This window comes from Demequina sediminicola (assembly GCF_000975055.1).
GTDB classification, from domain to species: domain Bacteria; phylum Actinomycetota; class Actinomycetes; order Actinomycetales; family Demequinaceae; genus Demequina; species Demequina sediminicola.
On sequence record NZ_BBRB01000002.1, the window covers coordinates 24416 to 48120 of the forward strand.

The window sequence follows — 23705 nt, forward strand, 5'->3', positions numbered from 1 at the left end:
TTCGACTCCAGTGCGAGGAGGACGGAAAGCGCTAGAAGCCAAGAAGAAGCAGGACCGCAAAGGCTCCCGCTCCAGCAACAAGAGTCCAACCCATCGACCGCTTCCACAGCGCAACGCCAACCGCCACCGCTGCAGCAACGTGCCAGGCCCCGAACTCGCGCCACTGGCCAGCGTCGAGGAGGAGCGCATTGGCGATGATCGCTGCCATAGCGGCGGGCGCCACAAGAGTGAGCGCCTTGCGCACACGGGGAGACAACTCCCGCCCGTCCCCCAAGATTGCGATGCCAGACAGGCGGATCAGATAAGTGCCAATGGCAGCGAGCGTAAAGACCCAGAAGGCGGTCATCATGACGGCACCTCCGGCGAGGTGTCGGGATCGATGTCGGCGGCCGATGTGCCCTTGCGTTCGGGAACAAAGGCCGCAATCGCAATGCCCAGAAGCGCGCCGCACAGGACGTTGAGACCAAAGGGCAAGTCCTTCAACAGCAGCACCACCGCCGTCGCAATCCCCGCCGCAGCGATGGCAGGCCAGTCACGGAGTGCGGGCACCATCACCGCGATAAACATGAGCGGCACAATAAAGCCGATCTGCCATTCCTCCGGAATCACGGGACCAAGCGCGGCGCCTGCGGCCGTCCCGGCAATCCAGACCGCGACGAATGGACCTGAGACGCCAAGAATGAACCATCGCCGGCGGACGGGGTCCGGCCAACGAGGCGCCTCCAACACCGACACCGCGGCCGACTGGTCTGTCATGAGATACGCGAGTATCAGCTTCCATCGACGCGGAAACGCCGCAAAAACGGGAGCGAGGGACGCAGAGTACAAAGCAAGCCGGGCATTAATCACGAGCGCAGTGGCCACGGCGATCAGCATGGGAGCGTTCTGGCGTAAAGCCTCAACGATGGCGATTTGGCTGGCGCCGGCCGTGACAGTAGATGACGCGTAGGGCGCCAGCCAGGCCGGTAGCCCCGCCTCCACGACAAGCGCCCCAAAAGCGAGGCCAAAGACGACCGAGCCGGGCATGAGGGGCGCGATCGCTCGGGCTCCTGTCCAGAAGTCGTGCCACTGTGTGCGGCCGATGCCCGCGAAGCCTGGGCGAGGTGGAGTCGGTGGGCGGGTGGTCACCGCGCCAGTCTGCCACGGGCTGCGCTACACAGACCGAGAGCCCGGCCGCCACCATCGGGCGTCCGGGCTCTGCGGGTGACGACTGTGCTGGCTAGCGTGCCTCGAAGGTGAGGCAGTCGGCAGTGTCGAAGGATGCGCCGACCTCGATGGCCTCAGCGGTGCAGGCCATGTCCTTGTTGAAGGTGCAGTCCGTGCGGGTGCAGGCGCCGACGCCCGCGACATCGGCATTGCCGGCCTTGGTGTCAGAGTCGACGAACGTTGAACATGCGGCGTGATCGCCCGAAACGTTGATGGCGCCAGCGCGGCAACCGTCGTGATTGAAGCCACAGGACTCGACGGAGCATGTGGAGACGATCGGCAAGTGAATAGTGGTGGCCATGATTCCTCCTCAAAGAATGAACGTGATGAGATCACTGTAAGCCAGAAAATGCCGACTTTCCACTATTCAGAATTAGTCAACTCAACCATTTCTAAATGAATTACGAAACACAATTGTTTCGAATAGGTGTGCCTTAGTTCGCGTCTACCAGGCACTTTAGTCTGATCGGTGCGATGTGTGGCCAATAAGTGCGCGCGACCCTTGCATTTTAAACTTTGCTCGAAGCCGCATTTTCCGAACCGTCAACAGCCGCGTTTTGACCTGCCCGCTCCGCTGCCACCTCGCGTTCACGCTGCGCCGCTACCTCAGCCCGCTTGGCGTTGTACGCAGCCTCAAGACCGGCATCGTCCCACTGCACTCCAAGGCCCTCCCTAGCGCCAAACTTCTCCAGGTGCCCCGCCACGATTCCCATCGAGCGAAACACGTGCATCTCTTCAGCGCCCGTGATCGACACCTCAAGAGAGCCATCAACGACCGTCAACACACTGACCGCAGTCTCAAAGTGAATCGTGCCGCCGCTGGCATCGAACGTCACCTCCAACTTTTCCCCCACGTGCGAGCACAGTTGCTTGAGATAGCGGCCAGGGCGGTCCGTGCGGGCGCGGCCAGTGATGGAAGCCGTCATGCGGTTCATCCTCTCGTGAAGCATCAACAGGTGCCCTCAGATGAGCGCCCTGAAACCATCGGCAGACTTAGCGGAAGTACGCGGCGATGCGGTCCCCATTGAGGGTGTGCACAGAGAACTCCATGTCGTACACCTCACCCAGAGCATGCTCAGTAATGACAGTTTCCGGCGGACCATCGTGCACCACTGCACCGTGACGCATCGCGATAATGCGGTCGCTGTAGACCGACGCATAGTTCACGTCGTGCAGCACCAACACAATCGACTTGCCCTTCTCGTCCGCCAAGCGCCGCAGCAACTGCATCAACCCGGTCGCGTGAACCATGTCCAGATTGTTCAGCGGCTCGTCGAGCAGAACATAGCGAGTGTCCTGCGCCAAGACCATTGCCACATATGCGCGCTGGCGCTGACCTCCCGAGAGCTGATGAATCGGCCGGTCGGCCAACTCAACGAGGTCGCAATACTGCAACGCCTCCGCCACGGCGGCACGGCACTCAGGGGTTAAGCGGCCGCGCGAATGTGGATAGCGTCCAAACTCCACCAACTCCTGGACCGTGATCCGTGCGGTGGTGTGGGCATCCTGACGCAAGATCGACAACTTCTTCGCGACGTCCTTGCTGGGTGCGTGAAAGACGTCGAGACCCTCCACGGACACCGAGCCAGCATCGGCTCCCAAAATACGCGAGACCATCGACAGCAAGGTCGACTTGCCCGCGCCATTAGGGCCAATGAGCGACGTCACCCCGGCGTCGGGTAGCTGCAGCGACACGTGGTCCACCACAGTCGTGGTGTCATAAGCCTTGGTGAGTGAGTCGATCGTGATCATGAGCGTGCCTCCTTCAGCAGCAGGCCAATGAAGTACAGGCCTCCCACGACATTGATAATCGAGCCCAGCGTGCCGTTGTGGTCAAGCACGTGTTCAAGAATTGCTTGCCCAGCAATGAGGGCCACCACCGCAACCAGCGCGGCCGTGGCGAGGTTGATGACGTGGCGATGCGTGCGGGTCAATTGGTATGCGAGGTTCGCCACCAGCAGCCCGAGGAAAGTAATGGGGCCCACCAGTGCCGTAGACACCGACACAAGGAGCGCGACCACCAGCAGCAGCCACGTCACAGTGCGGTGGTAATCCAGCCCCAACGTGATGGCGCGTTCACGGCCCAGGCTCAGGACATCCAGCTGTGGAGCCAGCCGGAAGATCGCTACGACACCCACCAGGAGCAGCGCCCCACCGATCCACAGCAGCGTGGTGTCGATCGCGTTGAAGGACGCGAACAGCGTCGACATCAGCGAATCAAACTCGTTGGGGTCCATCGTGCGGAACATGAAGTTCGTGAGCGAGGAGAAGAACGTTCCGGCGACGACCCCCACCAAAATCAAGGTGTAGAGGCCCCGCTGCCCGTCGCCAAGGATCCAGCGATACAACGCCGTCGCCGCACCCATCATCAGAACGGTGTTGAGCGCGAACATCACGAGGGGGTTGATCTGCGCGACTGTGGCCGAACCAAGAAGGAAGACCAGGGCGGTCGCCACCAGAACGTACAGCGCATCGAAGCCCATGATGGAGGGCGTCAGGATGCGGTTGGCTGTCAACGTGTGAAACACCACCGTGGAAGCGGCAATGGCGATCCCGACAATAGTCAACGCAACAATTTGCTCGGTGCGCCGTGGGAGCGCAAAGTCCCAATGGCCATTGACATCCCAGGTCAGAAACAATGCAATCGCACCGATGAGCAGCACCCCAAGGCCAGCAAAAACCAGAAGTTGGCGCCGGGTGAGCATGCGCCCAGCCGATGCGGTGACGGGGGTGCGCTGTGTGGTCTCGGCGGCTTCATCGAAGTGAAGCTCGAGCGGCTTTGACTCAGGCGTTGGCATAGCGGTTGCTCCGTCGCAGAATCATGGCAAGGAAGACCGCGGACCCAAGGGTGCCGACGATGACGCCGACGGCGATCTCGTAGGGGAAGATGACGACGCGTCCCACAATGTCGCACACGAGCACCAGTGCTGCGCCTAGCAACGCTGTCGTGGGGAGGACGCGGCGGAGGTTATCGCCCAGCATCATGGTGACGATGTTGGGAACGATCAGTCCGAGGAAGGGGATGGCGCCCACGGTCGTCACGACAACGGCGGTCACGAGCGCGGCAATGGTGAGGCCGCCGGCCATCGCAAGACGGAAGTTGACGCCAATGTTGGTGGCGAAGTCGCGGCCCATTCCAGCGGCGGTGAACCAGTTGGCGAAGACATATGCGAGGACTGCGACGCCACCTGCGAGCCAGAGCGTCTCGTAGCGACCTTGGATGATGCCGGAGAAGTCGCCGTTCATCCAGACGGACATGGTCTGTGTGAGGTTGGTGCGGTACGCGAAGAATTCGCCAATCGCGGCATAAACCCCACCAAGCACGATGCCGATGAGGGGAACATAGACCACATCTTTGAATTGCACGCGTTGGATGAGCGCAATGAAGAGCGCAGTACCGGCGAGGGCGAACACGCACGCGATGGCAATCTTGCCCATGATCGCGGTGCCGGGGGCGAGGATGGTGACGGCAAGCAGGCCAAGTGCTGCGGCGTCGACCGTTCCAGCTGTGGAGGGTGCGACAAAGCGGTTGCGCGCCAGGTGCTGCATGATCAGTCCGGCGACGGCCAACGCGGAGCCCGCGAGGATAATCGCGAAGGTGCGCGGCAGTCGGGACTGCAGGAAGATCTGGCGTGATTCGGGGTCAGACCAAAGCGCCCTGAAGTCGACGTCAGCGACCCCAATGAAGATGGAAACAATGGCGAGAATAAGCACAGCCGCGGCCGCTACCCAGGGGGCAGCGGCCGCGACAGTTGAGCGTTGTGGAGCCAAGTGATTACTCGACGATCGAGGAGACCTCGTCGATGATCGAGTTGACCGAGGTCAGACCACCAAAGGAGAGGTACCACTTGGCGGTGTCGGCGTACACGACGTTGTCGTTGGTCACCGCAGCGGTGCCGTTGACGAGGTCGTTGTCGAGGATGGCCTGGGCGGCCTCCGCGCCTTCGGTTCCGATGGCAGCGTCGCGGTCGAGGACGATCAGCAGTTCGGGGTCGAGCTCTGCAAGGTACTCGAACGAGATGGCGTCACCGTGCGAGTCGATGGCGATCTGTTCTGCGGCGGGCGTGACACCCAGGAGGTTGTAGACGAAGTCGTAGCGGCCTTCTTCCGAGGGACCGTATGCGGACAGTTCGCCACCCGAGGTCATGACGACCAGGCCGGAACCGGCATCGGCAGCCGATGCCGCGGTGGCCTGGACCTTGGCGGTCACCTCGTCGACGGCGGCCTGAGCCTCGTCCTCGGCGCCGAAGATCTGGCCGAGCGTGGTGGTGTTCTGGATGAAGGATTCCTGGAAGGCGGCAGATCCCCAGCCGTACGAGAGGTCGATCGTCGGTGCGATCTCTTCCATGTCGGGAAGCGTGGCAGCGGCACGGCCACCCACGATGATCAGGTCAGGCTCGAGGGCGTTGATGGCCTCGTAGTCGGGCTCAAAGAGCGTTCCGGTGTTCTCAGTGGAGGTCTCGAACTCGGTGGCGAGGTACTCCGGCAGTGCGTGGTGAGGGATGCCGGCAACGTTCTCGGAAGCACCCAGCGCCTCGATGGTGTCGAGGATGCCGTGCTCGAAGACCACGACGGTCTGAGGGTCGAATGGGACGGTGACGTCACCCTGCGCGGTCGCGACAGTGACCTCGGTGGGGGCGTCGGCGGCCTCAGCGGCTGCAGTGGCGGTGGCCGACGTCTCAGCGTCGTCGGTGGATTCCGTGGCGCAAGCGGCAAGGGCGAGCGCAGCGACGGCAAGGACGGCCGGCACGCGCAGCGTCTTAACAGCGGACATGATTCTCCTGAGATTGATGAGGTGAGGGGTGACGTCAGCGTCAGTTAGGCGACCCTAAGTTCGCCTGCGAGATTTACAGTAGCGCCTAGTTGCGTAAATAGAAATTCGTCACAGTGTTGTTGTGGAAATGTAATCTTCTACCGCACCTCTAGCAACGTCGCCGGACCCCTCTCGTGCCCATCGCGTGCCCCTCGGGGTCGCTTCTCGACGCACCGTCGACGTCGCTCCTCGCAGGAAAGTTTGACCGCCCGGGAACAAAACAGAGCCCGGTTGCGTCTACTTAAGTGAACCCGCCGCGGTGCGAGCCGCACGGACTACAGCGCTTCAGTGCAGGGGACCGGCCGAACCCCCCCCTCAGCTGGTCGGTACCCGCACTGGGCCGGAACTTCTGAACCGGTGAATGCGCGTAGCCTGAAGGGGTCCACGTGGACATACTCGTATGCGCCCACCGTGGCGGGTTCGCCTCTCCTCGTCCCCCATGATGAGAGGTGTACGTCAGTCATTTAATCCCGCAAGGAGTGACCATGACCCCACCGATTCACAAGACCGACGAGGAATGGCGCGAGCAGCTCAGCGACGAGGAATACCGCGTACTGCGCGAGGCAGGTACAGAGCGACCATTCACCGGCGACCTGCTCGACAACAACCGCGAAGGCGTCTACCGATGCCGCGCATGCAACGCCGAACTCTTCCGCTCCGACACCAAGTTCGATGCCCACTGTGGCTGGCCATCCTTCTTCAGCGCAGAGAACGACGCGGTGATCCTCAGCGAAGACGTGTCCCTCGGCATGGTGCGCACGGAAGTGCAGTGTGCCGCATGCGAGTCACACCTCGGCCACGTGTTTGCCGACGCACCCCAGACCCCCACGGGAGACCGCTTCTGCATCAACTCCGTATGCCTGACCTTCGACGAAGGTGATGACGCATCGGCCGCATCCGCCAAGGACGCCTAACGTGGCCGTACCCCGATTCCGGCGTCCAGCCATGCTCGACATGGAAGAGGCCGAGCAAATCGAGGGCGACATCGACCCCGCAGACCGGGGACTCATCGCTCACGAAACCGCACTCGCACTCGTCTCCCAAGCCCGCGCCTCCCAGGACCCGTCTCTGACGGAGCGCTTGGTGCGCCTCGTCGACGAAGAAGGCATCGACACGGTCGCGATGATGTGGTCGAAGGCAGGCGCAACCACGCTCCCTGGCGCGCTATGGCGCATTTACATGCTGCGTGAATGGGTCAAGTTTGATGCCGCCTCAGTCGCCCGTTCCTACCATCACGGTGTCGAGGCCGCGAATGTGCGGCATGCCATCGCAGGCGTCGAGGACCCGCCAGGGCCATCCGAGGTCCGCGCGCTCGCAGACTCGGTGCTCTCTGGAGTGTTCTCGGGAGACCTTGCTGTCGCACTCGAACGTGCAGGAGCTTTCTGCCGGGTGGTCGCTACCGGTGCTGCATATGAGGCGGAGTCTGACGACGGTCACAACGACAGTCGCGCACATAAGACTTCCTTGCGTGCATCGCAGCTGCTCCGTACTGGTGAAGAACTTGAGAAGTGCGCTGCCATGTGGCGGGACAACCGGCTCGACTAAGGCAACGACCTACCTGGGGTGTCGCTGGCGGGGAACAAAATCGTCGATGCGGACGTAGACTATTAACAGAACGTCGGACCGCGGTAGCCCCGGGCTCCAACATCAGCCGCCTAGAGCGGCCTTCGCGCCGACTGGCGCTCCCGGTCCGATGTTCCCCCCTCCTCACCCCCCTCTTTTTCCCGCGAAATGGCTCCATTTGCGCGTTTTGAGGCACCTAGACAGGCTAATGGAGCCACTTCGCAGAACTTGCTAGGGGTGGAGGTTGCTAGGCGTGGAGGTTGCTAGGGGTGGACGTGGAGCAGATGCGTCTCTATGGCCGTCACGATGGGTCCTCCATCGGTGTCTGCGACATGTGCGACGAGCACTCCTCCAGCAGGCAGGTAAGGGTTCTTCCGGGGAAGCGCGCCGCGGGTGTACGGCCGGGTCGCCGCTCGCAGCATCTCGACGATGGTCGGCAACGTTGGCCGGTGCGCGCACACCACTCGTGATGACGGTTTGCGGAGCAATTGCACAAAGGTCTCCGCTGTCCTCAGTGGCTTGTCTGCGTGAGACGGTTCCGTGAGTGACTTGTGCTCGGTGACGGAGACGCCCGTGGCTTCGCTGTAAGGCTGGACTGTCGCCATGCAGCGTTCTGCTGGGGAAGAGCTGACTTTGCGCGCACCGAACGCTGCGAAGAGAGGCACAAGTTCGTGCGCTCGCTGAGTTCCGGCTTTGGTGATGGGGCGCTTGATATCGGGCCCGTCCCAAGCCTTGCGTCGTTTGGCGCGAGCGTGGCGCACCAGGACGAACGCGCGTGTGTCGAGGCGGTCGCGCTCAAACGCTTCCACCAAAACCTCAAGCGGCCGTAGGTCCTCGGGGAACGTGATGCGTTCGCGGGCCTGCGGGATGCTGAGCCAGCGCACGGCATCGATTTCGTTCTTGGATGCGGGCTTGATCTGGGGGCGCGCTTTGAGTGCTGGTGATCGCTCGGAGATGACTTGCGCCGCCCAGTACTTGACCACTTTGGTCTTCTCTCCAGTGGGGTAGCGCAGTGTGGGTAGCGGCTGGCCAAGGATGACCTGTTTGCCGGTCTCCTCCGCGACCTCGCGGATCGCGCATGCGGGCAGCGTCTCGCCCGCATCAAGCTTGCCTTTGGGCCAGGACCAGTCGTTGTACCTGGGACGGTGCACGGCGAGCACTTGGAGTTCTCCGTTGCGCACGCGCCATACGAGGGCTCCTGCCGCGATGACCGTGCCAGGGGGGTACCGAAGGTCGCTCACTTGCCCTTGGCCCGTCGCTTAGGTTGGCGACGGATGTAGGTCTCCTGGACGTCCTTGAGTCGTTCGGTGTCCTCTTGCGCGGTGGTGCGGGTCCACAGCCCGTCCTCGCCTAGCTCCCATCCTGAGAACTCTGGGGACATTGCCATGTCGATGTTCTCGATCAGGTTGGCGCGCTGCTGGTCGTCTTCAATGGAGATGAGCGCTTCGATCCGGCGGTCCAGGTTGCGGTGCATGAGGTCAGCGGAGCCGATGAACACGTCGGGTTCGCCGTCGTTGCAGAATGCGTAGACGCGTGAGTGTTCAAGGAACCGGCCCAGGACGGAGCGCACACGAATATTCTCGCTGAGTCCGGGTACGCCGGGGCGGACGGCGCAGATGCCGCGCACGACGAGTTCTACTGTGACGCCGGCCTCAGAGGCTCGGTAGAGAGCGTCAATGGTTTTCTCGTCGACGATCGAGTTGACCTTGATTTTGACCCATGCTTCTTTGCCATTGCGGGCGTTCTCGGCTTCAGCGTTGATGCGTTCGATCAGTGACTTGCGCACACCGGTCGGGGCGACGATGAGTCGGCGGAACTTAGCTTTGGGTGCGTATCCGGAGAGCTGGTTGAACAGTTTGGTGAGATCGGATCCGACCTGGGGGTTGTTGGTGAGGAGGCCGTAGTCCTCGTAGAGCCGCGCGGTCTTGGGGTGGTAGTTTCCGGTGCCGACGTGGCAGTAGCGCACGAGCCCGGACTCTTCTTGGCGCACCACAAGCGACAACTTGCAGTGGGTCTTGAGACCGACGAGGCCGTAGACGACGTGGACGCCGGCTTGCTCGAGTTTGCGTGCCCAGGAGATGTTGCGCTGCTCGTCAAACCGCGCCTTGATTTCGACGAGCGCGACCACCTGTTTGCCGTTGCGTGCGGCTTCGATCAGGGAGTCGACGATGGGTGAGTCACCGGAGGTGCGGTACAGGGTCTGCTTGATGGCGAGCACTCGTGGGTCGACGGCAGCTTGGGCGAGGAACGCTTGGACTGAGGTTGAGAACGAGTCATAGGGGTGGTGCAGCAGTACGTCTCCGCGGCGGATGGCTTGGAAGATGTTTTGTTCGTCGGCGGTCTCGACCGGGGCCAACTGGTGGTGTGTGGTGGGGCGGAAGGCCGGGAACTGGAGGCGGGGGCGGTCGAGGTCTGCGATGACCGTCAGTCCGGTGAGGTCGAGCGGTGCGTCCAGTTCAAAGACGTCGTGGTCGGTGACGCCGAGTTCGCGGACCAGCCGTTCCTTGATGGACGTGGGGAGGTTCGTCACTACTTCGAGGCGCACGGCGGGGCCAAAGCGGCGGCGGAGCAACTCCTTCTCCATGGCCTTCAGGATGTTCTCGGCGTCGTCCTCTTCGACTTCCACGTCCTCATTGCGGGTGACGCGGAATGTGTAGTGGCTGACGACTTCCATGCCGGGGAACAGGTAGTCGAGGTGGGCGGCAATGACGTCTTCGAGTGGAACAAAGGATCGTGGCTCGTCGTCAAGGGCCGATGCATCGGTGACCTGGGCGGCGTGTCCCTCGGAGTCGACGGAAAGGAAGCGGGGGAGGGTTTCGGGGACTTTGACGCGTGCGAAGAGGTCCTTGCCTGAGTCGGGGTCGCGAAGTTCCACGGCGAGGTTGAGTGACAGGCCGGAGATGTATGGGAACGGGTGTGCCGGGTCTACTGCGAGGGGTGTGAGCACCGGGAAGATGTCGGAGCGGAAGAGTTTGCGGAGGCGTTCTTGTTCGCTGCTGCCGAGGTCGTCGTGGCGTACCAGCCAGATGCCTTGCTCTGACAGGGCCGGGGCCACGTGGTCTTGGAACACGGCTGCGTGCCGGTCCATGAGGACGTGTGCACGGTCGGTCAGCATTTCTACGAGGCGCGTAGCGGAGATTCCGGTCGATGACGGCACGGCGAATCCGGCGGCGATGCGGCGTTTGAGTCCGGCGACGCGCACCATGAAGAACTCGTCGAGGTTGGACGCGAAGATCGCGAGGTATCGTGCGCGTTCCAGGAGGGGCGTGCCTTCGTCCTCTGCGAGTTCCAGGACGCGTTCGTTGAAGGCGAGCCAGGACAGTTCGCGATCGAGGAAGCGGTCGTCGGGGAGGTCCTCGGGCTCGGGCTCGTGCTCGTCTAGATCTGCGTTGACGGTGGGTACGGCGAAGGTCTCCTCGGAGTCGACGGGATCACCGGTGGCTGGTGAGGGCGTGGAAGGAGTCTTCGTCATGGCCCCATCGTGGCACGGCGCACGCGTGGCGCACTAGTAGGACATGGTGTTCGTGCGGGGAGTTCACCGGGCGGCAACATTTGTCGTGGCCGAGTAGATGTGGCGTCGTTGTAGTTTTCATTAGTTTCAGATATAACTGAAATATGAGTGAGAGCGCCGATGCCGTAGCTGAGTCAGGTGACCAGGCTCGCCGGGAGTATGTCGCGACGGTGGCGGCGTATTGGGAGCGTGGCGGGCTGACGCATGCCGCGGGCCAGATCCTGGGGCACTTGATGGTGTGCGAACCTGCCGACCCAACACAGGCGGAGTTGGTCGAGGCGCTAGAGCTCTCCGCTGGATCTGTGTCAACGCAACTGAAGCAACTGCAGGCCATCGGCATGGTCGAGCGCACCCGTGTACCCGGCGACCGCGCCGCGCACTACCAAATGCCGCGCGACATGTGGACGGCCATCCTGATGTCCGAGCAGGAACGCATCGCCGGACTGCGGGTGCTGGTGACCGCAAGCGAAGCGGTCCGTCCCGCCGAACGTCCCGACCGCATCGGCTCCCTCGACGCGATGGTGCGCTTCTGGGAGCAGGAATGGCCCGGCACGCAACGCCGTCTTGAAGAGTTTCTACGAAAGGAGCGGTCATGACCGCGACTCCCGCCATTGAAGTCGATCACCTCACCAAGAAGTTTGGCGACTTCACTGCCGTCGACGATGTGAGCTTCGCGATCGAGCCGGGCGAGATCTTTGGCTTTCTGGGGCCCAATGGTGCAGGCAAGTCCACGACCATCCGCTCCCTCCTGGACCTGATCCGTCCCACCTCGGGTCAGTGCCGCGTGCTCGGCCTCGACAGTCGCAAGGACGCCGTCGAGGTGCATCGACGCATCGGCTTCCTGCCAGCAGACCTCGCGCTCTACCCGAACCTGACGGGCAAACAGACCCTCGAATACTTGGGCAACATCCGCGGCGGCGTGGACTGGGCACGAGTCGACGCGCTGACGGAGCGCCTTAGCGCGGACCTATCCAAGAAGGTGGGCGAATATTCGTCTGGCAACCGCCAAAAAATCGGCATCATCCAAGCCTTCATGCACAACCCTGAGGTCGTCATCCTGGACGAGCCCATCACCGGACTCGACCCGCTCGTGCAAGTCGAGTTCCACGGCATGCTGAAGGAAATGGCCGATGCTGGGGGAACGGTGTTTCTTTCCAGCCACACGATTTCCGAAGTTGAGAGGGTCGCAGACCGGGTGGCATTTATCCGCCGTGGACACCTCATCGCCGTGGAGAAGATGGCGGAACTGCAGGACAAGGCACTGCGTCGCATCACACTCGAGTTCGCTGAGCCCGTTGAGGCACGCCACTTCGAAGGACTTGTTGGCGTCCGCGACGTCACCGCAGAGGGTGCGACCATCTCCGCGCAGTTCGAGGGTTCCATGGCACCGCTGCTGAAGGCCGCCACCGACAACGACGTGCTGTCCGTATCCTCCGCCTCCGTGGACCTCGATGAGATCTTCCTTGAGTTCTACCGGGACGAGATCAAGGCGGCCGGAGACGACGTGGACGACGAGCCTGCAACGCGCGAGGTCGCGTAATGCTGCGCTCGGTCTACCTGAAGACCCTGCGCGACAAGTGGCTTGCCGCCACCATTGGCGTAGCATCACTGTTCCTCATCGCCTGGGCGGGACTGTGGGCGTACGCCGGTCTCGGCACCGAAGCAACCGACCTTTTCTCATCGCTCCCCGAGGCTTACCTTTCACTCCTAGGCATCTCGCCCGACAGCGGACCCGAAGGGCTCATGCTGTCCAACCTCTTTAACTTCATCGGCCCGTTCGTGATCGCCGGCATCGCCATCTCGATGGGGGCATCGGCTATTGCGGGTGAGGAGTCGAACGGCACCATCAACGTGCTGGGAGCCCTGCCGCGCTCGCGCACCCGACTCGTGACATCGACATCGCTCGCTGTGGCGACCATCGCGATTCTCGCGGCCTCCCTGGCGACCGCCTCCTTTCTTCTAGCGCTGCAGATCACCGGATCCCACACCGACGGCCTCAACCTGGTGGCAGCCGGCCTCCACATGCTTGTGGTGAGCCTCTTCTACGGCGCTGTTGCGCTCGCGCTCGGAGCCGCCACAGGCAACCGGGCGCTTGCGTCGGGAACCGCAGTGGCGTTCCTCGTCGTGTCATTCCTGGCGTCAGGCATGCTGCCGATGTTCGAAGCAGCCGCCGACTGGGCCAAGGTCTTTCCTTGGTACTGGATCTCAGGGCCAAACCCCCTCGCCAACGGCGTCGATGCTGGGCCTCTCCTGGTGATCGGGGGCCTGACCGTCGTGCTGTTTGCGGTTGCGCTCTGGGGCTACTCCCGTCGAGACCTGCACGACCGAGCCGTGCGAGCCCCGCTCATGGCGCGGCTACTCGACAATTCCCGCGTGGCGCCGGTCCTCGCCAAACTCACCGGCAATGGCAGTGCACGGGGCGTCGCGGCAATGGCGCTCGCTGACCTGCGCGCCCTCCTGATCGTTGCCGGAGGCGGCGCATTCTTCATGACGCTCATCGTGGGACCGATGTTCAACGCCCTTGCTGACACCGTGGGCGACGTCGTCGGCGCGATGCCCGAGGGCATGCTCGCCATGGTGGGCTTCGCCGATATGTCGACTGCCGAGGGCTGGTACTACGGTGAGATGCTGTCGATCGTCGCGCCCGTCGCAGTCGCAGTCGTGGCCATTGCAGCCGGCACCGCGCTCGCCCGAGAGGAACAGCGCCGCACCGTCGAAGTCACCCTCGCGGCGCCCATCTCACGCTCCGCGTTTGCGACCCGCAAGGCCCTGGCCATCGCGTCAGGCTCAGCCATCATTGGCGTGGCGGTCGCCGCAGGGATCGCGGCAGGAAACCTCGTGGGCAACCTCGGCATGGACTACGGCCACATCGCCGCGACAGGCCTGCTCCTCGCAGCACTGGGATGCTCCCTAGGTGCCGTGAGCTTCTTCGCCAGCGGAGTGACCGGCAACGCCTCCATCGCCATGGGAGCCGGCACCGGTGTGGCCATCCTGGGGTGGGGCCTCAACGCGTTCCTCCCCATCAACCCCGACATCGCACACTGGGCACAGGTGTCCCCCTTCTACTACTTTGCAGACGGCAACCCGCTTGAGATTGGACTGACCTGGTCGTATCTGGCGATTCTGGTCGGAGCAGCCTTCATTCTCGTGAGCGCTGGCGTGTGGGGCTACACCAAGCGTGACCTGCGCGTGTAGCCCGCGGAGCTTTGGGTTGCGGCCTAGCCCCTTTCGCTGAATCATGTGCAGGTGCTTTACTAAGGAAGCGAAAGGGGGCGAGATGTACACATCTGAGCAAGATCTCACTATCACCACATCTGAGTTGGCGTCCGTTGCCAGCATGCTTGACGTCATGGCTGACCAGGTGGACGTCAGCATGAACTACCTTCACTTTGCGTCCACGCATGTGGGTCACGAAGGGCTCACATCTGTGGTTGCCACGCGGGCCAGCGAGTGGGAAGAGGATCAGGAGACGCTGACGGATCTGCTCAGTGGCCTTTCGACGTCGATGCAGGAGATTGTCCGTGCCTTCACCGAGACGGACATAATGATCGCCGATTCCGCTGACGGAATGATGTGCGTGGCCGATGGCCGTGGACCTTGGGGTGGCATCGAAGAAATGACGTTCGGTGCCTGACCTGACGCCGCTGACAGGGCACCCGAACTTGCTGGCAGAAGACGCCGCGCAACTGGGGTGGGATGCTGTCAGCTTTGCCGCGCTCGCAGATGAGCTGTCGATGCTGCAAGTTGACGGCACCGGAGCCGCCGTTGAAGGGTTTCGGGCACGACTGCGGGAAGCTGCCGATGCCGCGGCGGCTGTGTACCAGAGGCTGTGGAGTGCGTCCCAAGCCTTGGGTGCGTATGGGGACTCGCTCAAGGCAGCGCAGCAAGCCTTCGCCGATGCCAAAGCCCGGTACGAGGCGGAGAATGCGCGTGCCTCGCAGGCGTGGGAGTCCAAGACGGCCTACGAACAAGCAGCGATGAACCTCCGCTATGGCGGCGCACCTGATTATGCCGTTGCCGAGTATGAGCAGCGTGCATACTCGGCCATGTTGGTCCACTCGCATGCCACTACCGCGGTGGAGGACGCAACTGTCGACATTGACCTTGCGCGCCAGGATTATGAACAAGCCGCTGCAGACGCCGAGGCGGCATTGAACCGGGACAGCGCCTCTGTCGCTGTGGCACCAGGGGTGTTTGTCGCGAACGTCGCCTCTGGTCACACCGTAGTGCCCGGATACTCTGGCCCATCGGTCCTGTCAACCCAAGGCGACGTGACCCCCGTGAGCGGAGCGGGGCTTTGGAACGAAGTACCGATTGAAGCCACGAGTGCCGCGTTTACTGCCCTTGCGGGTGGCGGCAACTATGTGGACAGAACCACCATCCTCAAGTCAAACAACGTGATCCAGTGGAAAGGGCGCAATACTCTCCAGGGTCGTGACCGAGGGTTCTTGCCTGAACACGCAGCCGACGATTTGCGCCGTACCGTCTACGGCAGCACCGGAGGCAAGGCAACCCCATGGGTGGACGCAGGCCGAGTGGCTACCAGGGCCGGATGGGTCCTCGATGTGGCGTTCGCGGCTAAAGAGATCCACGATGCATCCCAGGACACTACGACCTACTGGTACCTGGAACCCGACATTAGGTCTGACTGGGCATTCCAAGAGAAACTTTGGACTGAAGGCGCAGCACTCGCTGGCGGTGCCGGGGGTGCGGCTGCGGGTGGGTTTTGTGGTCCAGCCGTGGTGGTGTGCGCGCCGGTGTTTGCTGTCGGCCTTGGACTCTTAGCTGAGACTACGGCGGATGCCGGCTTCGATGCAGCGACACGGTCGGACCGTGAGGAACTTGCGCGCGAGCATTACGTGAACCAGCACCCCGGAACTGAGATCGATCCAGCCACCAACGCCATCAGTTATGAAGGACAGATCATTGGCTACTTCTCCATTGACGGCTAGAGGCCCAGGCCGGAGGGTCGGGGGCACGGTTCGGTTTGCACCGGCAACCTGGCAGTTGGCGCTCTTTCTGTTTCCGCTCGCGGCAGTGTGTTCGATCGCCTACTTCTACTTCATGCTCACTGGCTACGATCCCACCGCCACGGGCCAGCCGTCTCGCCGTGATGTCTGGTGGCCCCTGTTCGAAGTCATTGGTTGGGTGGTGTTTCCATTCATGTTGACTCTCGTGGGATGGCGTTTCTTGCAGTCCGTGCGTGTGGTGGGTGTGCTGTATGTGAAGTCGCTGGGTGATGGTGAGGTGGTGGTGGGTCCGCCCGTGACCGTTGCGCGGGGTTTTGGGGTGGTGGTGCCGGTGGGTGCGAAGGTGTCGTTGACGTCTGCCTACAAGGGTTCGGATAAGCGTTTGCGAGGGTTCAACTTGCCGTTCGGTTTTGACTTGCCAACGTGGACGTTGCGGGTGAATGGGCGGATTGCGGCGCGGTGGATGATGCCTGTGTTGACGTCCAAGTCCGCTGAAGCGAACCTCAAGCGAGCCGTCGAGTCTGCACACCACGCACACTACCCAGCGGACTCCGCGTAGCCTGGGCCGATGCATCGGCTCTGTTCTTCCGCCCCGCCGTGGGTTCGCGTGTGGCTACCAGGCCTCCTGGTGGCGGCCGTAGGGGCGTTCGGCTTCCTGCATATCCTTGACGCGGTCCTGGAACAAGATGACTTCGTCACGTGGGACGAGCCGATGATCGAGTGGCTTGCCGACCACCGCACCGCATGGCTCACGGCCACCATGACGGCCATCACGAATGTGTTTGGTCCCATCGTCCTTCCCATACTGATTGCTGTGGGAGCGGGGATCTGGGTGTGGCGCACGCGCTCGTGGCGTGACCCGGTCCTGCTGGTTGGCGCGATGATCTTCTCCACTGTCATGACGAGCGTGACCAAGAACGTGGTGGGGCGAGCGCGTCCGAGTGAAGAGATTCAAGCGGTCCCCGGCGTCGAGCATTCGTTCTCCTTCCCGTCCGGCCACACCACGGGCGCCGCCACCCTGGTGTTCGTGACTGGCTATCTGCTGTGGCGCCACAGCCGGAGCCGCCTTGCCCTTGTCCTGTGGGCTGTCGCATCGGTCCTGATCACGGGTCTCGTGGCGTTCACCCGTATGTATCTCGGGTACCACTTCCTCTCTGACGTGCTCGCAGGCGCATGCGTGGGCCTGTTCACCCTGGGCCTCGTGATGTGTGTGGATCGGTGCTTGGATCTGCGGCGGGTGTCTCCCGCCGAGTCCGGCGTCGCAGCACAGTCCGCCTCCACGTCGAACTCGACTCCGCCGCCGACCGCTTAGCCGCACTGGTGCGGATAGGGTTTGTTGGATGAAAGCACTGTCGTGGGTTGTCGGAGTTGTTGGGGTTCTTTTCGGAGTTGCCGTCATCACACGGGTCATCCGCTACTGGGACAGTACTGAAGGCGAGACCGGCTCCTATGTCCTTCTGCTCGGAATCGGCGTGGGCATAGCGATCGTCTCTGTGTGGATGGCGCGCGGCTTAGCCCAGCGAGCGCAATGGGCTGTGGCGACGGCATCGGTCCTGGGCATCATGCTCGGAGTCGTCGTCTTGACCTGGGCGGCGGCCACGCTCATTTCCTAGCCCCTCCCGCGGCCCAGTCGCGAGCTCGGCGCCCCAGCGGTGCGTGAGTGCCCAGAACCGCTGGTGTTGGGCACTCACACACCGCTGGGGCGCAGGCTCTCCCTCACGCCCGATTGAGTTACGGGTCTTGGCGCCAGTCGATGATGCCGGGGCGGTAGTGGGCGATCTCAAGGCCGCGTAGGACGCCCTTGTAGCGTTCGGGGAAGCACGTGGCGAGCACGGCGTTGTAGTGTTTCGCGACAACGGCCGACATGAGTTCGAACCGGGTGGTGTCGGTGTGGAGTGTCTTCTTCTTCTCGCGCAGTGCCAGCACCAACGTGCCGTAGGTGTAGATCAGGGACTCGTCGACGGGAACAGGGTTGAGGTGTTCGTGCGAAATGACGGCAGTTCCGCGCCGTACGACGCTCTCGCCGTCGCGCTCTAGTTCTGTGCTTTCGATGCCCGCGGTGTTGAAGGCGCTGGAGGTGCACGTGAAGAAGGTGTCGTCGGGGTGGAACCACTCGCGATTGATGCCCGCGGTCAGGGCCGATGAATCCAGATAAATCAGTCGCCCCTCGGTTGCCTTGCGTGGCCGTGCCGCGAGGGTGTTGTCGGGGTGGGCTATGGTGACCGAGCCGCCGCCAAAGCCTTCCGGCCTGCTCAGCGCCGACGGGGGACGAACCATCACGCTGCTCTGGTACGTGCGTGGGGTTCGGGTGAGGCCCCGCGCGCCGTGAGTTAGCGCGGCGAAGACAGAGCCGTCGTTCGCGTGCACGAATGCCGATGCGCGGTAGTTCGTGGGGGTGCCTGTCATGGACTGTGCGGCGAGGTACTCTGCGACCGACAATCCGTGGTCTGAGTACAGGCTTTCGCCGGTGCGCCGTGGGATTGCGAAGCGCTTCTCAAGCAACGCGCCAGCGGACTGCTCGACGAGGTTCTTCCTCCGAAGGTCAGTCCGGGGGAGCGGCAGGAGGGCGAGTCCTCGATAGCGGTGCCCGTCGGGCCTAGATTCGAGTCCTTCGCGTGCCCATCTGAGACGGGTGTTTTTTCGCAACTGGTCGGCGGTCCTGGGAGCCGCGTCGATGGTTTGGCCGTCGAACTCGACTTGGAAGGTGACGCCGGTGCCCGGCGAGCACACGTCGCTGAGAACGTCGATGTAGCCTTGCGCGCGCTGCGGCGTTGCGCAGCCGTAATGCACGATCACTACTGAACCACGCCCTCCGGTCGCAATCGACGTGTCGATGGCTCGGACGGCGGTGGTGGAACTGTCGGTGACTGGAGAGGTCAAGATCGACGCGGGGTCCTGTTCGAGACCCTCGGCGTCAACCAGGACGAGGTAGGGGATGGCCGCGGCGATGATGCCCCGCGCTTCACCCCAATCTCCGTCGACAAAGACCGTGGTGGCGTGCAGTGGCGCCATGGTTCCCCCTCATTTTTCACGTCTGTGTGCAGGTCACACTCTACGACTCTGTGCGGCTCGGCGCCCCAGCGGTGCGTGAGTGCCCAGAACCGCTGGTGTTGGGCACTCACACACCGCCAGCGCGCGAGGTCGGCCCTACGCCGCTCGCTCGCGCACCACGCGCGCAATATCGACTCGTGCAATGGCGCGGGACGCGGGCCACTGCGAGATCAGTGCAGCCAACAGCACGCCAATCACGGCTGTGGGCAGCGTCCACCACCCCCATTGGAGTTCCAGGGTGAAGAGGTCGTCGTTGAACGTGGACAAAAACGCGCCCGCTGACCATACGCCGAGGATGAGCCCAAAGGGGATGCCCAGGATCGTGGCGAGCATGTTCTCTGTGGCGACGGCCCCAGCGACCTTGCGCAGTGGCACGCCGGCGGCCCGCATGGTCGCCAGTTCGCCTGTGCGCTCTACGACGTTGACCGACATGGTCACGTACATGACGGCGAGCGCGAGCACCGTGCCCATGAGGATCATGATGCCGATGAACGCCCAAAACAGTCCCAGGTATTGGTCGATCTGGCCCACGATGGCGCGCACGTCTTGGTAGGCGACCACTCCGTCGAGTTGCGTGATCTGCTCGCGTAGGTCGTCGCGGTCTGCATCGTCGGTGTAGGCGAGGGCGTAGGCCTCCGTGCCTTCATCGGGGAGGACAGCCGATGCCGTGGCGTTGGTTGCGTACACCGAGGTGCCGATGGGTTCGTCGACGAACGCCGTCACTGTCAGTTCCGTGTCGCCGGCATCGGTGGAAACGGTGACGGTGTCTCCCGCTTCGATGCCGATTTCTTCCGCGAGGAACTGCCCGGCGAGGAGTCCGTCGGCGGGCAGGTCGAGGGTGTCGCCTTGAACCCCGGTGAAGCCGTGCATGACGGTGTCGGGTTCGAAGCCGGTGAGGTTGGTCTGATAGCTGCCGTCGGGGCCTTCGAGTGTGACTTGGCCCACGGCGGTGGGCTCGACGGAGTCAACGCCGTCGAGGTCGCTGAGAGCGTCGCCGACGCCTGCGCCTTCCTGTGCGACCACGGTTGCGTCTTCAAGCACGACGTCGTTGAACTGCGTGTTGATGGCGGTCAGCATCGAGGTCATCATGCCCACGGAGGTCAGCACCAGCACCAGTGCCAACACTGTGCCCAGCATGGTGGCGAAGGTGCGCTTCTTGGAACGCACAATGTCCCGCAGTGCCATGCGGCCGCTGACGGAAATCCACCGTTGGCGTGCCACCCAGCGGCTCCACGCGCCTGGCGCTTTGGCGTCGGATGCGGCGCGCATGGCTTGAGCGGGCGCGATCCGCGAGGCGGTGATCGCGGGTCCCAGTGCACCCAGCACGCCTACGACGACGCCAAAAACAAGACCGATAACGAGCATCCACGGATAGTTGTTGACGACGGTGTCGGGTACCCCGATGAACCCGGTGTACGCCGACGTGATGGCGGCGTTCGCGGGGATGCCCAGCAGCACACCCAGGATCGCGCCCAGGCTTCCCATGAGCAGGCCTTGCAGAACGTAGTGGCGCAGGATGCGGCCGCGTTTGGCACCTGACGCCATCATCGTGCCGATCACGGGTGTCTCTTGCAGGATGCGCCGTGTGAGCAGTACCCATGAGGCGACGCCAGCGGCAATCAGGAACAGTGCCGGAAATGAGGTCGACATTTGGTCAAAGCCCTGGAGGTCTTCGCTGAGTGTCGCGTTGGAGGGTTGGTCGGCTTGGCTTTGGACGGCCGATGCTCCGGCATCCGTCATCGCGGACTCGACGGCTGTCCCGGTGTCTGTCTCCCAGGGCTTGGTTTCCTCGGTGGCGACCCGGGCATCGTCCGGTTCCGGCAGTACTGCCAAGGTCTGGTTCGCGTCGACGGCGAACCACTCCTGCACGGTGTCCTCGGGTGCGAATGCGACTGCGAACGAGTTGGGGTCGGACACGATGTCTTGGCGCGAGCGGGCGGGCCACAGGTACTCCGCGGAGTCCACGACGCCTTGGACGGTGACGTCCACCCACCCGGTCGCGGAGAAGATCTGAATGGTGTCGCCAGGGCCTACATCGAAGGTGCTGGCGGCGTGCTTCTCGAGGAGCACTTGGTCTGTTGCGCCGTCGTCGAAGTAGTCGCCATCGATCACGTCGACATCGTTGATGGCAGGGTGCGCATCTGTGGGCATGCCGATCACCCGGCCCACAAGCTTGGTGTCCTCGATGAGCATGGGCGGATCGATCTGGGTACGGGTGATGGCGTCGGTGGCGCCAGCGTCGAGAGCGGCCTGAGCCACCGCATCGGTGTCGCCTCCCGTGGCCGTCCAGTCGGCGAAGTTGAGGCGGTCGTAGGTCTGTTGGTATGACGCGGAGAGGTTCTGGAACGCCCCGGCTGTGGCGATGTAGATCATCACACCCAGCAGGATCGTGATGGCGACTGCGATGACTTGACCCTTGGAGCGCCAGAGGTCGCGGAAGGCTTTCTTGGTGGATGCTTTCATGCCGGTCACCAGGTCACATCTGCAGCGGCGGCAGGGTTCTCATTGACCTCGATGGATTCAATGTCACCGTCGACCACGGTGATGACGCGGTCGGCGATCTGTCCGACCGAGAGGTTGTGCGTCACGATAATGATGGTCTTGCCTTGGCGGTTGAGGTCCTGCAGCAGTTCGAGGATCTGCCGTCCTGTGGGGAGGTCGAGGGCGCCGGTGGGTTCGTCGGCGAGCAGGATGTCGGGGTCGGTGGCGAGCGCGCGTGCGACGGCGACGCGTTGTTGTTGGCCGCCGCTGAGCTGTGCGGGGAAACTGTCGAGTTTGTCTCCGAGGCCTACGGCTTCCAGGTGGGAGGCGACCTTGTCCTTGTCTCCGCGGTCGGTCATTTCTACGATCATCTCGACGTTTTCGCGTGCCGTCAGTGTGGGGATGAGGTTGAAGAACTGAAAGATGAAGCCCACGTGATCACGCCGGAAGTCGCTCAGCTTCGATGGCTTGGTCGTGGAGATGTCTTGGCCAGCCACGGTCACGGTGCCCTCGGTGGCAGTTTCAATGCCGCCGATGATGTTGCACAGCGTGGTCTTGCCTGAACCCGAGGGGCCAATCACCACAATGAACTCGCCTGACGAGATCTCGAGGTCGATGCCCTTCAAGGCGTGCACGGCGGCGTCGCCTTCGCCAAAGACTTTGGTGAGTCCCGCGATGTGGACGCCGCGGTCAGTGGTGGTGTCGGTGGGCGTCATTGCTGCTCCTTGGTTGATGTGGCGTCTGATGTGGCGTCACGTTGGGTGAAGACGCCATGGGTGTAGGCAGTGAGGGCCTCGGCGGTCCAGCGCGTGAGGCCCTCGGTGGAGAGGGGGTCGGTGCCGAGGGACTCGGCGAGGTGGTCGCGCAGCAGGATGATGGCAAGGTCGTTGGCCATCAGGAAGGCGGCTCGGGCCTGCGGATCCGCGGTGGGTGTGACTGCGCCCGAGCGCTCGAGGTCGCCCAAGAGTTCCACGGTCATGCCGTACCACCGCTGGAAGATCACGCGTCCGGTGTCTGAGCCGTCCGTGAGGCATCGGCGCAGGTAGCCGATGGTGGGGGAGTCCGACGGAAAGTGCTCGGCTATCGCTGCGGAGACTCCGTCGGCGGATGCCATGGCGTCGCGAGCGCCGTCAAAGATGCCGATGATGCGGGCGTTCACAGCATCGACCAGGCCGGTCTTGTTGGTGAAGTAGTGCGGAATGAGGGCCACGGAGACGTCTGCGGCGGCTGCAATGTCGCGCAGCGAAACCGCATCGGCGCTGCGTTCTGCAAAGAGGCTGAGCGCGGCATCGAGGATGCGCTCGCGGGCGTCGGTCTCCGTCACATTTCAGGACGGTACTGAACAACTGTTCAGCGCGCAACTGGACCCGAGATCGTGCTGCCCCTGTCTTGTGGCGGTGTGTGAGTGCTCAGAGGCGGCTCGTTTGGGCACTCACGCACCGCTAGGGCGCGCGTCGCCGCTACAGCCCAGTGGCCTCGCCAAAGGCGAGCAGGGCAGCGGCTCCGTCACCTCGTCCTTGAATGATCCGAGCCACGAGTAGCCCTGGCATGAGGGCAAACAGTGCAGTTGCTAGCGCGTCAACATCGGTGTTCGCATCGATGTGCCCCGCGTCTCGCCATCGTGTCACGAGGGTCAGAATGTCGTTGTGGATGCCCCCGTAAACCTCCTTGAGGGGTTCGCGCAGTGCGGTATCCCGGGGTGCTTCGGCCCACACCTCGAGGATGAGGGGCGCTAACTGGCGCCCCTCGGCGCTGGCGCTCGCCATCAGTTCGCTCAAGACGTGCGCCAAAGCCGTGGTGGGCCGGACGGGATCGTCTGCGTCTGTGAAGTGAGCGAACTGGTGGCGTACCGGCATAAACACGGATTGCGCAGCCGCGACAATGAGCTCGGATTTGGACGGGAAGTAGCGGTAGACCGATCCTGCCGAAACGCCGGCGGTCGTGATGATGTCTGCCATCGATGCGCCCTGGAAGCCATCGCGCGCGAAGCATTGCAGCGCCGCATCGAGGATAAGGGCGCGGCGCTGGTCGTGGTGCTCGGGCGAGCGGATCGGCATCAAACCAGGATAGTCACGCGCGGCTGCAGTTGACACGGCACCCCTGCGCTGAC

25 protein-coding genes are annotated in these 23705 nt (G+C 63.1%); 10 read left to right on the plus strand and 15 right to left on the minus strand.

From position 1 onward, the window contains the following. Nucleotides 1-31 precede the first annotated feature (31 nt). The 8 genes from AOP79_RS05015 to AOP79_RS05050 form a co-directional block, all read right to left on the minus strand. Nucleotides 32-349, minus strand: coding sequence for an AzlD domain-containing protein (locus tag AOP79_RS05015; protein WP_062071142.1), 318 nt, complete (start codon nt 347-349; stop codon nt 32-34). Next, nucleotides 346-1128: an AzlC family ABC transporter permease gene (locus AOP79_RS05020; protein WP_062071144.1), complete on the minus strand. Its 783-nt coding sequence runs from the start codon at nt 1126-1128 to the stop codon at nt 346-348. The genes AOP79_RS05015 and AOP79_RS05020 overlap by 4 nt, the downstream gene beginning before the upstream one ends. Nucleotides 1129-1219: 91 nt before the next feature. Then, nucleotides 1220-1507, minus strand: a complete 288-nt coding sequence (locus AOP79_RS05025; protein ID WP_062071146.1) for a DUF1540 domain-containing protein — start codon at nt 1505-1507, stop codon at nt 1220-1222. A gap of 208 nt (nt 1508-1715) precedes the next feature. Next, entirely contained in the window at nt 1716-2132 is a 417-nt protein-coding gene (locus AOP79_RS05030; protein WP_062071148.1) for a DUF2218 domain-containing protein, read from the minus strand. A gap of 67 nt (nt 2133-2199) precedes the next feature. Beyond that, entirely contained in the window at nt 2200-2958 is a 759-nt protein-coding gene (locus AOP79_RS05035; protein ID WP_062071150.1) for an iron ABC transporter ATP-binding protein, read from the minus strand. Next, nucleotides 2955-4004 (minus strand): iron chelate uptake ABC transporter family permease subunit, encoded by a 1050-nt coding sequence (locus AOP79_RS05040; protein WP_201774436.1) that lies wholly within the window; start codon nt 4002-4004, stop codon nt 2955-2957. The genes AOP79_RS05035 and AOP79_RS05040 overlap by 4 nt, the downstream gene beginning before the upstream one ends. Then, nucleotides 3991-4977 carry an ABC transporter permease gene (locus AOP79_RS05045; protein ID WP_082093384.1) on the minus strand — a complete coding sequence of 329 codons (987 nt, stop codon included), beginning with the start codon at nt 4975-4977 and terminating at the stop codon, nt 3991-3993. Before AOP79_RS05045 ends, AOP79_RS05040 begins: the two co-directional genes overlap by 14 nt. 4 nt (nt 4978-4981) lie before the next feature. Beyond that, nucleotides 4982-5980 carry a siderophore ABC transporter substrate-binding protein gene (locus tag AOP79_RS05050; RefSeq protein WP_062071153.1) on the minus strand — a complete coding sequence of 333 codons (999 nt, stop codon included), beginning with the start codon at nt 5978-5980 and terminating at the stop codon, nt 4982-4984. 524 nt (nt 5981-6504) lie between these two features. On the opposite strand from AOP79_RS05050, the gene msrB reads away from it, so the two are divergent. Both msrB and AOP79_RS05060 read left to right on the plus strand, forming a co-directional pair. Further along, on the plus strand, nt 6505-6933 hold the full coding sequence (gene msrB, locus AOP79_RS05055; RefSeq protein WP_062071155.1) for a peptide-methionine (R)-S-oxide reductase MsrB: 429 nt from the start codon (nt 6505-6507) through the stop codon (nt 6931-6933). 1 nt (nt 6934) lies between these two features. Then, a complete protein-coding gene (locus AOP79_RS05060; RefSeq protein ID WP_369401061.1) occupies nt 6935-7564 on the plus strand; it encodes a hypothetical protein in 630 nt (209 codons plus the stop codon). Between the two features lie 281 nt (nt 7565-7845). On the opposite strand, the gene AOP79_RS05065 is transcribed toward AOP79_RS05060, so the two are convergent. Continuing rightward, nucleotides 7846-8823: an NUDIX hydrolase gene (locus tag AOP79_RS05065; protein WP_062071159.1), complete on the minus strand. Its 978-nt coding sequence runs from the start codon at nt 8821-8823 to the stop codon at nt 7846-7848. Next, the gene (locus tag AOP79_RS05070) at nt 8820-11054 is read right to left on the minus strand and encodes an RNA degradosome polyphosphate kinase (protein WP_062071161.1); all 2235 of its coding nucleotides are present in this window, start codon (nt 11052-11054) and stop codon (nt 8820-8822) included. Before AOP79_RS05070 ends, AOP79_RS05065 begins: the two co-directional genes overlap by 4 nt. Nucleotides 11055-11197: 143 nt before the next feature. On the opposite strand from AOP79_RS05070, the gene AOP79_RS05075 reads away from it, so the two are divergent. The 8 genes from AOP79_RS05075 to AOP79_RS05110 all read left to right on the plus strand — a co-directional run bounded on the left by AOP79_RS05075 (nt 11198) and on the right by AOP79_RS05110 (nt 17676). After that, nucleotides 11198-11689 carry a GbsR/MarR family transcriptional regulator gene (locus tag AOP79_RS05075; RefSeq protein WP_062071163.1) on the plus strand — a complete coding sequence of 164 codons (492 nt, stop codon included), beginning with the start codon at nt 11198-11200 and terminating at the stop codon, nt 11687-11689. Next, nucleotides 11686-12633: an ABC transporter ATP-binding protein gene (locus tag AOP79_RS05080; protein WP_062071165.1), complete on the plus strand. Its 948-nt coding sequence runs from the start codon at nt 11686-11688 to the stop codon at nt 12631-12633. The genes AOP79_RS05075 and AOP79_RS05080 overlap by 4 nt, the downstream gene beginning before the upstream one ends. After that, nucleotides 12633-14288, plus strand: coding sequence for an ABC transporter permease subunit (locus tag AOP79_RS05085; RefSeq protein ID WP_062071167.1), 1656 nt, complete (start codon nt 12633-12635; stop codon nt 14286-14288). Before AOP79_RS05080 ends, AOP79_RS05085 begins: the two co-directional genes overlap by 1 nt. 82 nt (nt 14289-14370) lie before the next feature. Beyond that, nucleotides 14371-14727 carry a hypothetical protein gene (locus AOP79_RS05090; RefSeq protein WP_062071170.1) on the plus strand — a complete coding sequence of 119 codons (357 nt, stop codon included), beginning with the start codon at nt 14371-14373 and terminating at the stop codon, nt 14725-14727. After that, on the plus strand, nt 14720-16045 hold the full coding sequence (locus AOP79_RS05095; RefSeq protein ID WP_062071172.1) for a hypothetical protein: 1326 nt from the start codon (nt 14720-14722) through the stop codon (nt 16043-16045). Before AOP79_RS05090 ends, AOP79_RS05095 begins: the two co-directional genes overlap by 8 nt. An 85-nt stretch (nt 16046-16130) precedes the next feature. Next, on the plus strand, nt 16131-16622 hold the full coding sequence (locus tag AOP79_RS05100) for a hypothetical protein (RefSeq protein WP_152648017.1): 492 nt from the start codon (nt 16131-16133) through the stop codon (nt 16620-16622). Between the two features lie 48 nt (nt 16623-16670). Next, a complete protein-coding gene (locus AOP79_RS05105; protein ID WP_062071175.1) occupies nt 16671-17375 on the plus strand; it encodes a phosphatase PAP2 family protein in 705 nt (234 codons plus the stop codon). Nucleotides 17376-17403: 28 nt separating this feature from the next. Beyond that, the gene (locus AOP79_RS05110; protein ID WP_062071177.1) at nt 17404-17676 is read left to right on the plus strand and encodes a hypothetical protein; all 273 of its coding nucleotides are present in this window, start codon (nt 17404-17406) and stop codon (nt 17674-17676) included. A gap of 118 nt (nt 17677-17794) precedes the next feature. Here AOP79_RS05110 and AOP79_RS05115 read toward each other — a convergent pair whose 3' ends face one another. The 5 genes from AOP79_RS05115 to AOP79_RS05135 form a co-directional block, all read right to left on the minus strand. After that, nucleotides 17795-19075 carry a hypothetical protein gene (locus AOP79_RS05115; RefSeq protein WP_062071179.1) on the minus strand — a complete coding sequence of 427 codons (1281 nt, stop codon included), beginning with the start codon at nt 19073-19075 and terminating at the stop codon, nt 17795-17797. Between the two features lie 135 nt (nt 19076-19210). Continuing rightward, complete coding sequence (locus AOP79_RS05120) at nt 19211-21577, minus strand: FtsX-like permease family protein (protein ID WP_062071181.1); 2367 nt, start codon at nt 21575-21577, stop codon at nt 19211-19213. 5 nt (nt 21578-21582) lie between these two features. Then, on the minus strand, nt 21583-22311 hold the full coding sequence (locus AOP79_RS05125; RefSeq protein ID WP_062071183.1) for an ABC transporter ATP-binding protein: 729 nt from the start codon (nt 22309-22311) through the stop codon (nt 21583-21585). Beyond that, nucleotides 22308-22919: a TetR/AcrR family transcriptional regulator gene (locus AOP79_RS05130; RefSeq protein ID WP_062071185.1), complete on the minus strand. Its 612-nt coding sequence runs from the start codon at nt 22917-22919 to the stop codon at nt 22308-22310. The genes AOP79_RS05125 and AOP79_RS05130 overlap by 4 nt, the downstream gene beginning before the upstream one ends. A 136-nt stretch (nt 22920-23055) precedes the next feature. Beyond that, nucleotides 23056-23652, minus strand: a complete 597-nt coding sequence (locus tag AOP79_RS05135) for a TetR/AcrR family transcriptional regulator (protein WP_152648018.1) — start codon at nt 23650-23652, stop codon at nt 23056-23058. Nucleotides 23653-23705: the final 53 nt, after the last annotated feature.

Excerpts from the sequence above, each read along its gene's own strand:
- AOP79_RS05015 (WP_062071142.1), bottom strand. The coding sequence starts at position 349 with ATGATGACCGCCTTCTGGGTCTTTACGCTCGCTGCCATTGGCACTTAT.
- AOP79_RS05025 (WP_062071146.1), bottom strand. The coding sequence starts at position 1,507 with ATGGCCACCACTATTCACTTGCCGATCGTCTCCACATGCTCCGTCGAG.
- AOP79_RS05030 (WP_062071148.1), bottom strand. The coding sequence starts at position 2,132 with ATGACGGCTTCCATCACTGGCCGCGCCCGCACGGACCGCCCTGGCCGC.
- AOP79_RS05035 (WP_062071150.1), bottom strand. The coding sequence starts at position 2,958 with ATGATCACGATCGACTCACTCACCAAGGCTTATGACACCACGACTGTG.
- AOP79_RS05040 (WP_201774436.1), bottom strand. The coding sequence starts at position 4,004 with ATGCCAACGCCTGAGTCAAAGCCGCTCGAGCTTCACTTCGATGAAGCC.
- AOP79_RS05050 (WP_062071153.1), bottom strand. The coding sequence starts at position 5,980 with ATGTCCGCTGTTAAGACGCTGCGCGTGCCGGCCGTCCTTGCCGTCGCT.
- msrB (WP_062071155.1), top strand. The coding sequence starts at position 6,505 with ATGACCCCACCGATTCACAAGACCGACGAGGAATGGCGCGAGCAGCTC.
- AOP79_RS05070 (WP_062071161.1), bottom strand. The coding sequence starts at position 11,054 with ATGACGAAGACTCCTTCCACGCCCTCACCAGCCACCGGTGATCCCGTC.
- AOP79_RS05075 (WP_062071163.1), top strand. The coding sequence starts at position 11,198 with ATGAGTGAGAGCGCCGATGCCGTAGCTGAGTCAGGTGACCAGGCTCGC.
- AOP79_RS05080 (WP_062071165.1), top strand. The coding sequence starts at position 11,686 with ATGACCGCGACTCCCGCCATTGAAGTCGATCACCTCACCAAGAAGTTT.
- AOP79_RS05085 (WP_062071167.1), top strand. The coding sequence starts at position 12,633 with ATGCTGCGCTCGGTCTACCTGAAGACCCTGCGCGACAAGTGGCTTGCC.
- AOP79_RS05090 (WP_062071170.1), top strand. The coding sequence starts at position 14,371 with ATGTACACATCTGAGCAAGATCTCACTATCACCACATCTGAGTTGGCG.
- AOP79_RS05110 (WP_062071177.1), top strand. The coding sequence starts at position 17,404 with ATGAAAGCACTGTCGTGGGTTGTCGGAGTTGTTGGGGTTCTTTTCGGA.
- AOP79_RS05115 (WP_062071179.1), bottom strand. The coding sequence starts at position 19,075 with ATGGCGCCACTGCACGCCACCACGGTCTTTGTCGACGGAGATTGGGGT.
- AOP79_RS05120 (WP_062071181.1), bottom strand. The coding sequence starts at position 21,577 with ATGAAAGCATCCACCAAGAAAGCCTTCCGCGACCTCTGGCGCTCCAAG.
- AOP79_RS05125 (WP_062071183.1), bottom strand. The coding sequence starts at position 22,311 with ATGACGCCCACCGACACCACCACTGACCGCGGCGTCCACATCGCGGGA.
- AOP79_RS05135 (WP_152648018.1), bottom strand. The coding sequence starts at position 23,652 with ATGCCGATCCGCTCGCCCGAGCACCACGACCAGCGCCGCGCCCTTATC.